The 13,266-nt window shown below is 57.5% G+C and carries 14 protein-coding genes; 9 read left to right on the top strand and 5 right to left on the bottom strand.

Going from position 1 to position 13,266, the window contains the following annotated elements:
- Positions 1-50: 50 nt before the first annotated feature.
- From B0G81_RS42765 to B0G81_RS42755, 3 genes are all read left to right on the top strand, one after another.
- The gene (locus B0G81_RS42765; RefSeq protein WP_106285501.1) at positions 51-317 is read left to right on the top strand and encodes an HU family DNA-binding protein; all 267 of its coding nucleotides are present in this window, start codon (positions 51-53) and stop codon (positions 315-317) included.
- Positions 314-1,492, top strand: coding sequence for a PDDEXK nuclease domain-containing protein (locus B0G81_RS42760; protein ID WP_106285500.1), 1,179 nt, complete (start codon positions 314-316; stop codon positions 1,490-1,492). Before B0G81_RS42765 ends, B0G81_RS42760 begins: the two co-directional genes overlap by 4 nt.
- A gap of 256 nt (positions 1,493-1,748) precedes the next feature.
- Positions 1,749-2,576 (top strand): FkbM family methyltransferase, encoded by an 828-nt coding sequence (locus B0G81_RS42755; RefSeq protein WP_106285499.1) that lies wholly within the window; start codon positions 1,749-1,751, stop codon positions 2,574-2,576.
- Between the two features lie 199 nt (positions 2,577-2,775).
- On the opposite strand, the gene B0G81_RS42750 is transcribed toward B0G81_RS42755, so the two are convergent.
- The 3 genes from B0G81_RS42750 to B0G81_RS44100 form a co-directional block, all read right to left on the bottom strand.
- A complete protein-coding gene (locus B0G81_RS42750; RefSeq protein WP_166679223.1) occupies positions 2,776-4,515 on the bottom strand; it encodes a hybrid sensor histidine kinase/response regulator in 1,740 nt (579 codons plus the stop codon).
- Positions 4,516-4,604: 89 nt separating this feature from the next.
- Positions 4,605-5,093 (bottom strand): molybdopterin-dependent oxidoreductase, encoded by a 489-nt coding sequence (locus B0G81_RS42745; RefSeq protein ID WP_106285497.1) that lies wholly within the window; start codon positions 5,091-5,093, stop codon positions 4,605-4,607.
- Positions 5,094-5,268: 175 nt separating this feature from the next.
- Positions 5,269-5,421, bottom strand: coding sequence for a hypothetical protein (locus tag B0G81_RS44100; RefSeq protein WP_166679222.1), 153 nt, complete (start codon positions 5,419-5,421; stop codon positions 5,269-5,271).
- A 262-nt stretch (positions 5,422-5,683) separates the two neighbouring features.
- Between B0G81_RS44100 and B0G81_RS42740 the strand changes: the two genes are divergently transcribed.
- Genes B0G81_RS42740 through B0G81_RS42730 form a run of 3 tightly spaced genes read left to right on the top strand, consistent with a single transcriptional unit; the run spans position 5,684 to position 8,993 of the window.
- On the top strand, positions 5,684-6,133 hold the full coding sequence (locus B0G81_RS42740) for a molybdopterin-dependent oxidoreductase (protein WP_106285496.1): 450 nt from the start codon (positions 5,684-5,686) through the stop codon (positions 6,131-6,133).
- Positions 6,130-7,926 (top strand): ATP-binding protein, encoded by a 1,797-nt coding sequence (locus tag B0G81_RS42735; protein WP_106285495.1) that lies wholly within the window; start codon positions 6,130-6,132, stop codon positions 7,924-7,926. The genes B0G81_RS42740 and B0G81_RS42735 overlap by 4 nt, the downstream gene beginning before the upstream one ends.
- 23 nt (positions 7,927-7,949) lie before the next feature.
- A complete protein-coding gene (locus tag B0G81_RS42730) occupies positions 7,950-8,993 on the top strand; it encodes an ADP-heptose--LPS heptosyltransferase (protein ID WP_106285494.1) in 1,044 nt (347 codons plus the stop codon).
- On the opposite strand, the gene B0G81_RS42725 is transcribed toward B0G81_RS42730, so the two are convergent.
- Entirely contained in the window at positions 8,990-9,847 is an 858-nt protein-coding gene (locus B0G81_RS42725; protein ID WP_166679221.1) for a helix-turn-helix domain-containing protein, read from the bottom strand. The genes B0G81_RS42730 and B0G81_RS42725 overlap by 4 nt on opposite strands.
- 208 nt (positions 9,848-10,055) lie before the next feature.
- Between B0G81_RS42725 and B0G81_RS44310 the strand changes: the two genes are divergently transcribed.
- The gene (locus B0G81_RS44310) at positions 10,056-10,457 is read left to right on the top strand and encodes a mating pair formation protein (protein ID WP_181196707.1); all 402 of its coding nucleotides are present in this window, start codon (positions 10,056-10,058) and stop codon (positions 10,455-10,457) included.
- A gap of 9 nt (positions 10,458-10,466) precedes the next feature.
- A complete protein-coding gene (locus tag B0G81_RS42715) occupies positions 10,467-10,751 on the top strand; it encodes a VirB3 family type IV secretion system protein (RefSeq protein ID WP_091810183.1) in 285 nt (94 codons plus the stop codon).
- Here the strand turns inward: B0G81_RS42715 and B0G81_RS45290 are convergent.
- Entirely contained in the window at positions 10,711-11,148 is a 438-nt protein-coding gene (locus B0G81_RS45290) for a hypothetical protein (protein WP_243856936.1), read from the bottom strand. The two genes, B0G81_RS42715 and B0G81_RS45290, sit on opposite strands and share 41 nt — an antisense overlap.
- 45 nt (positions 11,149-11,193) lie before the next feature.
- Here B0G81_RS45290 and B0G81_RS42710 point away from each other — a divergent pair, with 45 nt between their 5' ends.
- Entirely contained in the window at positions 11,194-13,257 is a 2,064-nt protein-coding gene (locus tag B0G81_RS42710) for an AAA family ATPase (protein WP_243856935.1), read from the top strand.
- Positions 13,258-13,266 lie beyond the last annotated feature (9 nt).

The raw sequence follows: 13,266 nt of genomic DNA, 5'->3' as shown, positions 1-13,266 counted from the left end.
GCGGCTGCGGTCCGCGGGAACGGTCCATTACGACTCGAAAGGGATAAACGATGACTGAGCAGGAACTGGTTGATACGGTCGTCGCCGCGAAAAGTGAAAGCAAGATGGCGATCGACTCGCTTATCGATGCGGTGACCACTGCGGTGGCAGGGAGCGGAATCGTGCAACTGATCGGTTTCGGTTCGTTCTCGAGTGGTGAGCGCGCCCCGCGCGTGGGGCGTAGGCCGGCAAGCGGCAAAGCAATCCAGATTCCAGCTGCGAAGACGGCCAAGTTCACGGCCTGCAAGATGTTCAGGGAGGCGGTGAACGCGTCATGACGAAGTCCGACATCGCGGCAGCCGTTTATGCGGGCCTGCAACGCGAAATTGCTGACGTGGTGGAGTCCACGCGCGAAGCGACAGCCCGCAGTATCAACGCGTTGATGACGGCAACCTATTGGGAGATTGGCCGACGCATCGTGGAATTCGAGCAGGGTGGTGAGGGCCGGGCCGCTTACGGCGAAGCACTGATCAAGCGACTCGGCGCCGATCTGTCCCAGAGGTTCGGGCGAGGTTTCGGCTGGCGCAACCTTTCGCAGATGCGCGCGTTTTATCTGAGCAGACCGGCGGAGCAGATTTTGCAGACGCTGTCTGCAAAATCCCCGTCCTCAAAAATAGTCCCGACACTGTCTGCAATTTCTGCCGGACGACACTTTTCTGAATCACCTGCGCGGAACTCTCCTGACCTGACCGCCGTGGCACAGGCGTTTCCCTTGCCTTGGTCGGCCTACGTGCGCCTGCTGTCGCTCAGGAATCCCGCGGCCCGCAGCTTCTACGAAGCCGAAGCGCTGCGCTGCGGCTGGTCAGTCCGGCAGCTTGATCGGCAGATCGGCAGTCAGTTCTACGAGCGCGTCGCCCTCTCGCACAACAAGGCGGCGATGCTGCGAAAGGCAGGGCAGGCCGATGCTGACGACGCTCCTACGCCTGAACAGGCCATTCGGGATCCGTTCGTGCTGGAGTTTCTGGACCTGAAGGACGAGTACTCGGAATCCGACCTCGAAGACGGCCTGATCCGTCATCTGACTGACTTCCTGTTGGAGCTTGGTGACGACTTCGCCTTTCTCGGTCGACAGCGACGGTTGCGGATCGACGACGCTTGGTTCAGGGTGGATCTGCTGTTTTTTCACCGGCGACTCAGATGTCTCGTGGTGATCGACCTGAAGGTGGGCCGATTCAGCTACGCGGATGCCGGACAGATGCACCTCTATCTGAACTACGCACGTGAACACTGGATGAAGCCTGGTGAAAACCCGCCAGTAGGTCTGATTCTGTGTGCGGAGAAGGGCGCTGCCGAAGCGCACTATGCGCTCGACAACCTGTCGAACAAAATTCTCGCAGCGGAGTACCAGACCGTGCTGCCAGATGAGAAACTAATCGCGCATGAACTGGAGCGGACACGGGCCGAACTGGACAGGCGCAGCGTTGGAACTGCTCGCGCTTCTGATGTGGACTGATCTTGTGCGACCGGCACGAAACCTTGCGACTCGCCAACAAACAGGTGTACACAGCCAACGCGCGCCAGACTGAATTCGCGCGTCGGCGTTTCCCAATGGCGACCGAAGACGTCAGAGAACGGTAGCCCAAGTGAGTGCGGCGCTTCGAACGCAAACGCCCACAGCTGGCGTACGTAAGCGCAAGTCCTGACGCACCGCGATAATGTTGCCACCAGATCAGCGCCTCATCACGAGAACATTTTCAGGATCACAAGTCATGCCCTTGCCACTCCGCCCCATTGCCTTCGTTCTGGCTGCATCGAATCATGGGAGCATGATTGTGAATCGCAATGACCATCACATTGACTCCAGTAGCCGCCCCTACGGGGTTGGCTTCCAGATATTCGACACTTCAAGCTTTGACGAGAGCGAAGTAAGCTTGGTGCTGGCATTGCTCGACTGCCGTCGCAAACATTTCGGTAACGATGTTGTCGCGATAGATGGAGGGGCCAATATCGGCGTGCATACGATTGAGTGGGCGCGACACATGTACGGCTGGGGGCACGTTCTAGGCTTCGAAGCCCAAGAGGCTTTGTACTACGCCTTGGCGGGGAACGTGGCGTTGAATAACTGCATGAATGCGCGCGTGAGGCTTGCCGCTCTCGGCGCGCAGTGCGGGGAACTGGTTGTACCGCAGCCGGACTATTTCACGCCGGCGAGCTTCGGCAGTCTGGAACTGCGTCCGAAGCCTGACAACGAATTCATCGGACAGCACATTGCCTACGATGCCGCGTCCTGCAATATCATTCCGATGATGAGCCTCGATTCCCTTTGTTTAGAGCGTCTGGACCTGCTGAAGCTGGATATCGAAGGAATGGAGCTCGAGGTGTTGGACGGTGGCCGGTCGATGCTGGCGAAGCACCGTCCGATCATGATCGTCGAAATTCTCAAATCCGATAGGGTGGCAATCGAGAAATTTCTTGTAGGCCTCGGCTACCGTGTTTTTCCGGCCGGTCGCTTGAACATCATTGCCGTGCATACTGCGGACCCGACGCTCAACCAGATCACTGTAAAAGACGATCAGCCAATCGTGGCGACTGAGTAACGACATCTGCGTCATCGTCTCGTCGCCGTGAGTCAACGGCTGCGAGAGCAGCGAATACTTCAAGAGGTTCTGCCACCGGCAACCGGCAACACGCGCAGGCGCGAGTAGACTACCTGTCGCCTGGAGCATTCACCCAGCGCTACTTTCTAAATCAGTCCGCGGCCTAACTCGTTGACATCCACGGGTTCCGACCTCCTTTTCAGAGTAGGTCGACCGCGCTGGACCGAAGCACATCCTCGAGCGTCGATCTCAAACGATCGACGCGCACAGGCTTCATCAGGTAGTGACGGAAACTCTCAGCGTCTGACGGCGTAATCGTCTCCCGCGGCATAGCGCTGATCCATACGATCGGAGTATGCTGATTGGGGCCCGGCGTCGTTCGAAGTTTACGTGCAAGCTCGGGGCCGTCCATGCTGGGCATCTGGATGTCAAACAGAAGAACGTCTTGGCGGATGGTCGCAAGATTGATCATTGCCTCGATACCATTGGAGGCAACAGCACATTCGTAATTCAGCGCTACCAGCAAATCACGAATGGCTTCACGCGCGAATTCCTGATCGTCGACAACCATGGCGCGGCGCGGCTTTCCTGCTGCACTCATCGGCCGCATGCGAGCAGGCGTCGTAGGGGCTTGGTGCTCGACATGCGCGACCGGGAGCGATGCGGAAAATACTGTTCCGCGCCCGAATTCGCTTGTCACGCTGATCTCTCCACCCATCAGGTCAACTAGACCCTTGACGATGGTGAGACCCATGCCTACACCATCTTGACGGGCGGCGCCTTCGGGCCTGATCTGTGTAAAGGCATTGAATACGTCGTCAATGCGATCAGCCGGGATGCCTACACCGCTATCGCTCACCCTGATATGCAGGACGGAGTGGTCCCATTTAGATCTCGATGTCATTGCAACATCAATTGTTCCCTTGTTAGTGTATTTGATCGCATTCGAAATGAGATTAACAATGATCTGACGCAGGCGCGCCGCATCCGCCATGTACTCATCCGCCTCTACGTCGGCACCGACTGTGAGCTCTAGCCCCTTGCCCGTGGCCAGCGGCAACATATCGTCACAGACACTGTAGAGAACCTCGGCCGCATCGAAACGCGCCGGACAAAGCGCCAGTTTTCCCGAATCAAGCCGAGCGTAGTCGGTCAGGTCACGCATCTGTGATTCGAGCTGTCTCGCGGCGCGGTCAAGACGGCTCATTACCCGTGCATTCGCCTCATCGGGGTTGCTGGCGACCAGCAACTCGATGGATGACGTGATGGACTGAAGCGGAGTTCGCAACTCATGCCCTACCGCGCCGAGAAAAGCGTTCTTTGCGCCGATGGCTTCGGCTGCCGCATGGTTCGCTCGCTGCTCCGCCGCAAGAGCAGCGGATTGCTGTGCGACAAACGCGCGGCGTCTCCTGTCATAGACGACGGCGAGTACACCCATCATCGAAGCCAGCACGGCGACACCAACGCTGGCGATAAAGATGTTTCTGCGTTTGCGGACGAAGTCCCCGTAGACGCTATCGCGGTGGGCGACTTCGAGATCGCCGATTTCGTATGCCAGCTGCCCACTATCCACCTTCATATTTTCGAACAACGGGATAAGCTCATCGGCCGAGCGGCGATCGGTATGCAGCTGCAGCAGAAGTGGCTCCATCTGTCTCAACGCGGTGCCGAGTCGCTCCATGGCCGGTTGGAACGAAGGCAGCCCGGCGAGCATATCTGCGGCTTCGGAGCGATGCGCCATTAGCGCATAGCGGGAGCGCAGTACATTGAATTTCGCTGTGACGGCATCGAAGTCTGGTGCGGTGCCCCGCTCGTAAAGGAGCACCTGCTGTTCAGTGTTGAGTGCCGCGATCTGGAACCTTGCAACTGTCCAGTAATGATTCTCCTGCGGACCCAGTGTAGAGATGATGCTGCTAGGCGAGAGCAACAGGTCGTACAACGCGTATGTCCATCCAGCAGCCGCGACCAGAACGCAAGGCAACAGAAATGCGAGGACACGATTGCCCCGACGAACACCGGGCGCCGGGTTCATTTAACGGTTATCCGGGTGACTTGCCAGACGAAGCGTGCATCGTAGGTTGCAGTGTTTAGTTCGCCAGGGTATTTGTCGCGAGGATAGATAAGCCAAGCCGGTCCAAAGGTCGAAGGAGGCAGCGGCTTGCCATCAGCTGTCAGCGCGAGGATAACCCCGTATTTCTCAGCATCTGCTACGGGCACATCGTGACAGTAATCGTCAACCGCACAGACTGACAACATTGAACCCCCGGCCCCGACGCGCTTCAAAAGCGCGGAGAGCAGAGGGCCGGAAAACGATTCCCTCTTCGTCCAGTTTGTCGAAGTAACGATGGTCGCGGAAGCCGTTGACATCAATTCTGCTTGCGAAAAGCGGTAGCCATGCGTGGCCGGATCGTTGACGTTGGAAACTTTGCCGTTAATGATCAGCGGCATGAATTGATCGGCTTGCACGGCGCCCACAGACAGGAGGCTGCAGGCGAGAGCGATCGAGAAATACTTCATAAGGAAATGTTCCGCGGCGAGCCTGCCGCTGGTAGCGGTTATCGAATGTTCTGATCGGACGTCGGGATACAGCTGTCCCCGAGCGTGACGGCGCGGTAACCAATGCGCTGTGGGATGACTCGCGTTTCAGCCGTACGGTATTATAGGTTCTTGACCTGAATCATCCGGCCCCAAATCAGGATGCGAGCGACGCTCGGCAATTGACTACCAGATTCTGGATCGCCTGCTTTACGCGCATGATTTCCAGAAACTCGGGATCGGCGTCCTCAGTGCCCTGCGGCCAGAGCGAGTGCGCCTCACGCGCGAGTTCATCGATACGCGAAAGCATCGATGATTTCTGCGCGCCATCTGTCGCGAGGCTACCGGACTGGATAACTTCCTGGCACCGGTGGAGCGCCTGAAGGAGGTCGGTTAGGCGCGCGACGGTAGAAGGTTTATCGTTTGTCATACTTGAAAAAAGTAAATTTGCTTCGACCTGCGGTCGTCACTAAGAGAAAATGATTTTCTGACCGGAAGTTCGAAGAATACCGTAACCGGAGCGAACATTGAGAACGCTGCGACCGATCATAGCAACGCTGGCGCTTGTGTGCATGTCATCTGCTTACGCCCAGGAGATGGATTTCTCTCTCGACGTCAGTGGAAACATCAAGAATTTCACCGATCCGGCAACGCATACATATCATTTCAAACGGAAGGATCTGCTCGCGCTCGGCAGCAAGACGATCAAAACCTCCACCAACTGGACGCCCGTCTGTACATGGCGCGGTCCGACACTGCAGAGCATCCTCGAAAAGGTCGGCGTGCAAGGAAAGGTACTGCACGTCTACGCTTTAGATGACTACCGCCACGATATTCCCGTGAGCGACGCCGTGCAGTACGGAGTGGTCATGGCGTATGAGCGGGATGGGAAGGCCCTGGAACCCAAGGGTTTTGGGCCGCTGATGCTGATCTATCCGCGCGATGACCATCAGGAGGACCTGAACCGGGCGTCGATCGAGGCTCGATTTGTGTGGCAAATTTATAAGATTGTCGTTGAATGATTTTCCTTCGCCGACTTGGTGTCAAAAGAGTCCTCGGCGTCGCGATCGCTCTCCTACTGTCCGTATCCGGGGTATGGCTCTATTTCGCGTATTCGCTGCTCCTGTCGCCAGCGAGTCTCAAGGCGCTGACTGGTCCTCAAGAGAATTACTACTGGCCCGTGGCACAACTGGAAATCGCGGTCAACAAGGCAAAAAACACCCTTCTCCTGTACGGCGCAGGCCGATCGGATTACCGATCGGTGCAACTGCGCTTCGATGTGCTGCAGTCGAAATACGCCGTGTTGGCCGCACCATCCGATTCCACCCAGATTTTCAGCGGTAATGTTTCCTTTCGAGATGCGATCGTCCAAATAGGTGCTGTGATCGAGAAGGCGAAGCCTGCTATCGAACAGCTACCGCAAGATCCTGGCAAGGCTGTGGACCTGTCGCTTCGTCTGGGACAAATAGACGACCCTATGGCAGTCATCACGGATCACGTGAGTGAGGCCGAGATAGCCCGGCGTGATACCGTCTACGACGACCTGATCGAAAAGCGGCACCTTTTTTTCCTGAGCAGCCTGCTGCTGTTGCTACTCTTGGCGGGAGCGGCTGTCCTCGCCTTGACACTGGGCGTCGATCGCAAACGGCTGGCGCGCCAGCAACACGCCGCGATGAAAGCAGAACAGGACGCGGTACGCGCCAAAAATGCATTCCTCGGAATGATCGGGCACGAACTGCGGACGCCTCTGCAAAGTATCGTTAGTGTGGCCGATACCCTTTTGGATCGGCGATTTGCCGAAAGAGACGCGACGTTGATCAAGCGGCTGGCGGTGGCTGCAAGTAGGCTAGAAACACAGATGAAAGATCTTACCGACTTCGCTCGACTGGACGCCGGAGGCCTCACGTTGAGGGAGCGGGAATTTCAACCCGCCGACGTTATTGGATCGATGATTGACGACGTGACGACGTCTGCCAGGAGCAAGGGGTTGGAGGTCGTCGCGCTGGTCAACAATGGTGATGGCTGGTATCTGTCGGACCCCGATCGCATCAGGCAAATAGTTGGAAACCTGTTATCAAATGCGGTCCGGTATACGGATGCCGGTCGAATTCTTGTGCGTCTCGACGTGACGCCGTCCAGGGATGGGGCCGTCCTGGACATCACCGTTGAAGACACCGGGCCCGGCATACCTGCGGCGTCCGCTAGTCAGCTCTTTCAGCCTTTCACGCAACTGGACCAGTCCAATACGAGGAAACACGACGGCGCAGGCATTGGCCTCGCGATCGTCAAGGGGCTGGTCGATCTGCTCGGCGGATCGATCAACATCGACACTGAACCGGGGCGCGGAACGAAAGTCTCAGTGTCGCTGCCCGTCAAGGCAGCCGCGGCTGCTACAGAGGCCGATGGAACAGAGCTGCAAGTTACGGCGATCATCGAACGGAAGAGGGTACTTATCGTAGATGACCAGGAATCTGCAAGAGAGTCATTTGCGGATGTGCTGTCATCGTTTGGCGCGCATGTGGATGTTGCTGCCGACGCGGGCGAAGCTTTGGCTGCATTGAGTGAGGCTACGTATGACGCAGTATTGCTGGATGTGCAGATGCCAGGCGAAGACGGGATTGCCGTCGCTCGAAAGGTGCGAGCGACGCCGGGACCGAATAGGGATGTTCCTATCATCGGCATCAGTGCGTTTTCCAGGGAGCTGCTGAAAGACGGTGGAGCCGAACTCTTCACCCAACACCTGCACAAGCCTGTGCGAAACTCGGTATTAAAGCAGGCGCTACTGGATGCGCTTGCAGCTGACAAGCCACACTGAATTCAACCGAACGTGATTGATCAATGACTATCCTAGATGAGGTATCGGCGCTTACGAATGCGGGTTCCCTGCTATCGCGCGATGGTGAGATTGTTGCCTCCTATGACCTTGAGGTATCCGACGTGGCGGCAGAAGGCTTTCGCGCGCTTTCTGCCGTGCAGGCAATCAAGAATGCAAACGTTGCACCGTTTGAAGTCGACTACTCGCGTTTAACGCATGTTCATGTCATCAACGGAATGGGCGTCACGCTGGGGGACTCGATTATTGGACTAACGGCGCTAGCGGCGATCAAGAGGCGGCACCCGGAAATTTCCTTTGTTATCTACCGTCCGAGTTGCGCCCCTGCGTACGTCAGGCAGCTATACGAACTGGCGGCGCCGATCTTTGGGGCTGTTTTGGATCTTCCAGTCGATATCGATTCTCTGCCCGACGATGAACTCCGGGTCGATCTGGGTAACCATCTGTTCTGGCCGAACTTCTCGGCGATGCCCATGATAGATTTTTTCCTGTGGGCGCTCGGGATCACACCGGCTGACGTTGACCCGGACCACAAGTCGAATGACTGGCTTCAGCGTGTAGCTCTGCCGGCGTTGGGCGCGGAGGGGTCATCGAAGGAATATACGTTGCTCTGTCCGACAGCCAGCACGCCTGTGCGCAGCATTCCGCACTCGTTTCGAGCCGAGGCTGTAAATCGGCTGTGGGAAAGGTTTCACGTTCCCGTACTTGGCTTCGGCAAGGTCGACCACCAGCACTACACAGACATTAAGAGCCTATCGACGGACACGGCCACCTTTCTTGCATGGGTGAAAAATGCCCGCTTTGTTGTGACGTCTGACACGGCCGCCGTTCACATCGCAGCTGGATTTGACGTGCCGACAGTGGCATTTTTCACTACGATCGCGTCTGAGTTGCGCGTGCGCGACTATCCGTCGTGCAAAGCTATAAACCTTCCTCTTCCGGAAATTCAGGGAATCCAGGCAAGTGGGCGAGCCGGCGATCTTGAGATTGTCGACCGCGCGTATCAGAAGTTGATTGCGAGCAACTGGGCGCTGCACCTTCGCGATTAGCTCGATGAGCGGCTCAGCTCGTGAGAGATTTCCGAAAATAAGATGGGCATACGGACCGGTTTTTCGATCCACTTGCAGCCAAACTGCTTAATCACCCTAGCGATGTCATCAACGCGGGCTTTCCCGCTTTGCAACTGCCCGGTCAGCAGGTAAATCGGCGCCGTTGCATTCTCCGCCTTCCGGATATCGAGAATCGCGGCCTCGGCGGTGTCATCGTTGATGAGCCAGTCGATTATAAAAGCGTCGAACGCATTGCTCTTCAGGCTCTCGCGAAAGCTGGCCAGATCGTAAAACGGCGTGGCGTTCAAGCCGTGGTCGTTGAGATAGTCACAAACGTTGTTGGCCGCCTGCGTTTCAGTATCGTCGTCGAGGACCGCGATAGCCGGCTTCTCAAGATGCGGCAGGTTGGGGCGTATTTCGACCGACAGCACATTGAAGATCCGGCCGGCCGGAGCAATTTCGGCCGGGTAGATATTCCATGCGTTGCCCGACTGGATCGCTACCAGATCGGCTGATCGATCACCGCTCAGCTCGGCGCCAATCCACACTGAGCAGGGCAGCGGGCGCGGGCTCACCATCAGCATCCCTTCTCCCGCAATCGAATCTTCAAAACCTTCGTTGCTTTCCACCAGAACGCTCGGCGTTTCACCGAAGTGCGTAGCAACCGCCCCGAGTTGCTTCAGATCCCACGGCAATTGGCCTTTCATCTTGCGGCTCGCAGCCGAGAAGCTGAGATTAAGTATCCGGCTTAGCTCGCTTGCCTGGGCCCGTTTTGTGACGCCGTGCCGCTCCATCAAATTGCGAACGCGGCTGGCAATGGCCATTGAATCCGTCTGAATGTCGTTATCAGGCATATCTCGATACCCTCCTTTGGTTGCTGACTTTATCCATAACTGACCTGACACGCAATGTTTGAGTAATTCTTTGCAAAACATGACTTGACACGCGCTATATGGCTAGTAAAGTGACGCAGTAGGTAATCTTCATCCCATTGGATGACGCGCGGAGGTAGGAGTTAAGGCGCGGTATCCGCCTAACCACGAATCACTGAAGAGGCTTGATATGGCAGATGCCGTTGCGGGTAAGGGTGTTGCGAAGAGCCTGTTGTCCTTCATTTGCGCGAAGACGCGCGACGCGCAGGCGGTTTTCTGCAGTGTCGAAGCGAGCACATCGCGGCGCATGTCATTGCTGATTACTCTGCTGTGCGCAGTTACTTTCCCTGAATTTGCCTATGCGATGGACTACAGCACCGGCACTGGCCTGGTTCGCGATTTCGTTAGCTGGCTGTTCGTCGACGCGGGTCCCTATGTCTTCATGGCGATTCTCGGCATCTGCGTGCTCGGGGTGCCGAAGGGTTGGATTCCGATGAAGGGTGCCGTAATCGCAGTTATCTGCTCATTTGTATTCTTCGCGGTCCCTTCCATCGTCCGCTATGCGGCATCGGTCGCTTCCTCGCAGATCTAAGGTGAGGTCATGCGTGAAGTTCACGAAATCCCGAAAGGCATGGTGCAACCCTGGATGATATGGGGCTGCCTGGCTGAGCTGTTCCTCGGCTCGTTCGTATTGCCCGCGGTTGTCTTCATGTTCCTCAAATGGTGGCCGGTGATGCTCGCCGTGCCCTTCCTGGTCATCGGCGCCTATCTGATCACCGCGAAAGATATGTTCGCGTTCTCGGTCGCGTATCAGAGTTTTGGCGCGACGGCGAAGCCACGTAGCCTCAAATACTGGGGCGGAGCGAAGACCTATGCCCCTCGGTGACTTTCTTGATCGTCATTTCGGCGCGTCGCCATTCGTTCAGCGGAGCGAGGCAGACAAGGATGATGCGGCCGATCTGCACGCCTCGCGCGAACTTCCGTTCGGCCTGAACGCGTACTACAACGCCAATACGTTGCGCACGCTCGACAGCGGACTGGTGCAGATTGTGCGTCTGCAGGGGCTCTACGCGGAAATGCTGGATGACATCGGCGTCGATGCGTACAAGCATCAGCGGAACACTGCGCTGGAGTCGATCGCTGACAGCAACGTGGGCATCTACGTGTACGAGATCCGGCGCAAGGCCAACCGGTGGCCCGCCGGCAAGTATTCGAACTGGTTTCCGAATTTCCTCAATGAAAAGCTGAAGGCGCGTTTCCAGACGCGGTCGTTGTATCAGCACGAAATCTATATCGCCATCGTGCGCTACCGGCACTACAGCGGAGTAGTGGGGCAGCTCGATCGCGTATTCAATGCGTTCAATCCCTCCGGCGCCAACGACAAGCTTGAAACGGAGTCGCGGCAGGTACGTGACCTCGAAGAGAAGGTCAACTCACTGATGAAATCGCTGGCGCACTACGCGCCTCGCCGGCTGGGCCGCGTCGAAACGGACATCGGACCCTGCTGTGAGATGGCGCGTTTCCTGCGTTATCTGCTCACGCAGGAAGACGGCCCCGTGCTTGTTGATTCATATAACCTGGCCCAGGCGATTGCAAGTTCGTATCTGCACTTCGGCCGCAATCCGATCCTGGGGAAAGACGTTTTTGAGGTCAACGGGATCAACCATCGACGCATCGGACAGGTGCTCGCCATGTCGCGCTGGCCCGATGGCGCGGTCGCCGGGATGGCTGACCGGTTCCAGCGGCTGCCCGCCGAACTGATCGTTACGCAGAAGTTTTTCCCGATCGACAAGCTTGACGCCAGCATGGCGACGTCGACCAGTGAGGCCCGGCTGTCGCACGACCGGACCACTGCCGGCATGTCGGCGGAAATCACTGCGCTGCGCATGCGGCAGGCGGCCAATAAGGCCGTGCTTGGCACGCATCACATGAGTGTCCTCGTTCACGTGCCGGTAGAAGGGCGCTCGCAGGCGGCCGCATTGAAGGCGCTCGAAGCGCTGGACGATGCCGTGGGAAAAACCGGCGAGTGTTTCAAGAGCTGGGGCGTGAAACCGGTTGTCGAGACGACCGGTATGGAGCGTGCCGTATGGTCGCAGATACCGGGTGCCAGCAAGCGGCATAACGGGCGGGTCGGCAAGGTCGAGACGATCGAGTTCGCCTGCTTTGCATCGCTGCACAGCTTTCCGCAAGGGCGTTTCGACGGAAATCTCTGGGGCGAATGCCTCATGGTCCTGCCGACGGAAGGGCAGACCGGCTACTTCCTCAATCTGCATGAAGAGCGCCCAGGAATGGTGCCCGCGCACGGCAACTTCGGCGCGAAAACGGGGACCGGTAAAACGTTGCTTGTCGCGACGATCACCAGCCAGGCCGACAAGTTCGAGCCCCGGGTGCACTGGTTCGACCGGGAGAACGGGAGCACCGTGTTCATGCAGGCGATGGCCGGCGCCGACATCGTACTCAGCCTGTCACGGTCCCTTGGCAATCCCTGCAAGATGCCCGACACCGAACAGAACCGCGCGATGCTGCGCGAGCTGCTGCAGATGATGGCGACGTGCTACGGCTATGTGCTTACTGTCGATGATATCGAACGCATTGCGACGGCGGCCAATGACAACTTCAACGACCAACTGACCAGGTTCGAAGACCGGCGCCTGCGCAATCTCGCCTGGCGGTTCGGCGCAAAGAATTCAGCCCTGTACCAGGCGATTGCGGTTTGGCACAGCGGTGGAGCGAATGCTGCAGTGTTCGATAACGAGCATGACACGCTCGACGTGACAACGCACCGCCACTACCGGTATGAGATGCGGGAGCTGATGAAGGATAAGGAAGCGAAGCCGGAGCTTCCTGTCCTGCTCAACTATCTGACGCATCGTATCGAACAGTCGCTCGATGGATCACCCGCAATCATCGTGTGGGACGAAGCCCAGATGCTGATCCGTAACGCATTCTGGCAACAGAAGATCGAAACATACCGGGAAACATTCCGCCGGCGCAACTGTGCGACGCTCTTCATTACGCCTGAGCCCAGCGCGCTCTATCGACCCGTGGCGGCTGTGAAGAACCAGGCGGTGACGAGTTTCTATCTGGCGAACGACAAGGCCGATCGACGGGACTACATCGATAACCTCGATTTTTCGCAGAGCGAGTTCGAGTTTATCGAGCGCGCCGCGCCGGAGGAGTTCAAGGTGCTTATCAAGAAGGGCAACGGAGTCAGTGTGCGCGCCTCGTTTGATATGTCGGACATGCCTGAGCTCGTTGCCGTGCTGTCGTCGAATGACAGGTCGGTTGAACTGATGAATCGTGTTCGCGCCGAGTTGGGCACAACGGACCCGAGCCGGTGGGTTCCGGTGTTCATGGCGCGGGCGCTAGCTGAACGGACGCACAACGTTTGACCTGAGACG

It is taken from the genome of Paraburkholderia sp. BL6665CI2N2 (assembly GCF_004366535.1).
Classification (GTDB): Bacteria; Pseudomonadota; Gammaproteobacteria; order Burkholderiales; family Burkholderiaceae; genus Paraburkholderia.
This window is presented reverse-complemented; position numbering and strand designations above follow the sequence as displayed.

What these genes read in the sequence shown, in the direction of transcription:
- B0G81_RS42745 (WP_106285497.1), bottom strand. Translation starts at nt 5,093, where the DNA reads ATGAAGTATTTCTCGATCGCTCTCGCCTGCAGCCTCCTGTCTGTGGGC.
- B0G81_RS42725 (WP_166679221.1), bottom strand. Translation starts at nt 9,847, where the DNA reads ATGCCTGATAACGACATTCAGACGGATTCAATGGCCATTGCCAGCCGC.
- B0G81_RS42755 (WP_106285499.1), top strand. Translation starts at nt 1,749, where the DNA reads ATGCCCTTGCCACTCCGCCCCATTGCCTTCGTTCTGGCTGCATCGAAT.
- B0G81_RS42740 (WP_106285496.1), top strand. Translation starts at nt 5,684, where the DNA reads ATGTCATCTGCTTACGCCCAGGAGATGGATTTCTCTCTCGACGTCAGT.
- B0G81_RS42735 (WP_106285495.1), top strand. Translation starts at nt 6,130, where the DNA reads ATGATTTTCCTTCGCCGACTTGGTGTCAAAAGAGTCCTCGGCGTCGCG.
- B0G81_RS44100 (WP_166679222.1), bottom strand. Translation starts at nt 5,421, where the DNA reads ATGCTTTCGCGTATCGATGAACTCGCGCGTGAGGCGCACTCGCTCTGG.
- B0G81_RS42765 (WP_106285501.1), top strand. Translation starts at nt 51, where the DNA reads ATGACTGAGCAGGAACTGGTTGATACGGTCGTCGCCGCGAAAAGTGAA.
- B0G81_RS44310 (WP_181196707.1), top strand. Translation starts at nt 10,056, where the DNA reads ATGGCAGATGCCGTTGCGGGTAAGGGTGTTGCGAAGAGCCTGTTGTCC.
- B0G81_RS42760 (WP_106285500.1), top strand. Translation starts at nt 314, where the DNA reads ATGACGAAGTCCGACATCGCGGCAGCCGTTTATGCGGGCCTGCAACGC.
- B0G81_RS42730 (WP_106285494.1), top strand. Translation starts at nt 7,950, where the DNA reads ATGACTATCCTAGATGAGGTATCGGCGCTTACGAATGCGGGTTCCCTG.
- B0G81_RS42715 (WP_091810183.1), top strand. Translation starts at nt 10,467, where the DNA reads ATGCGTGAAGTTCACGAAATCCCGAAAGGCATGGTGCAACCCTGGATG.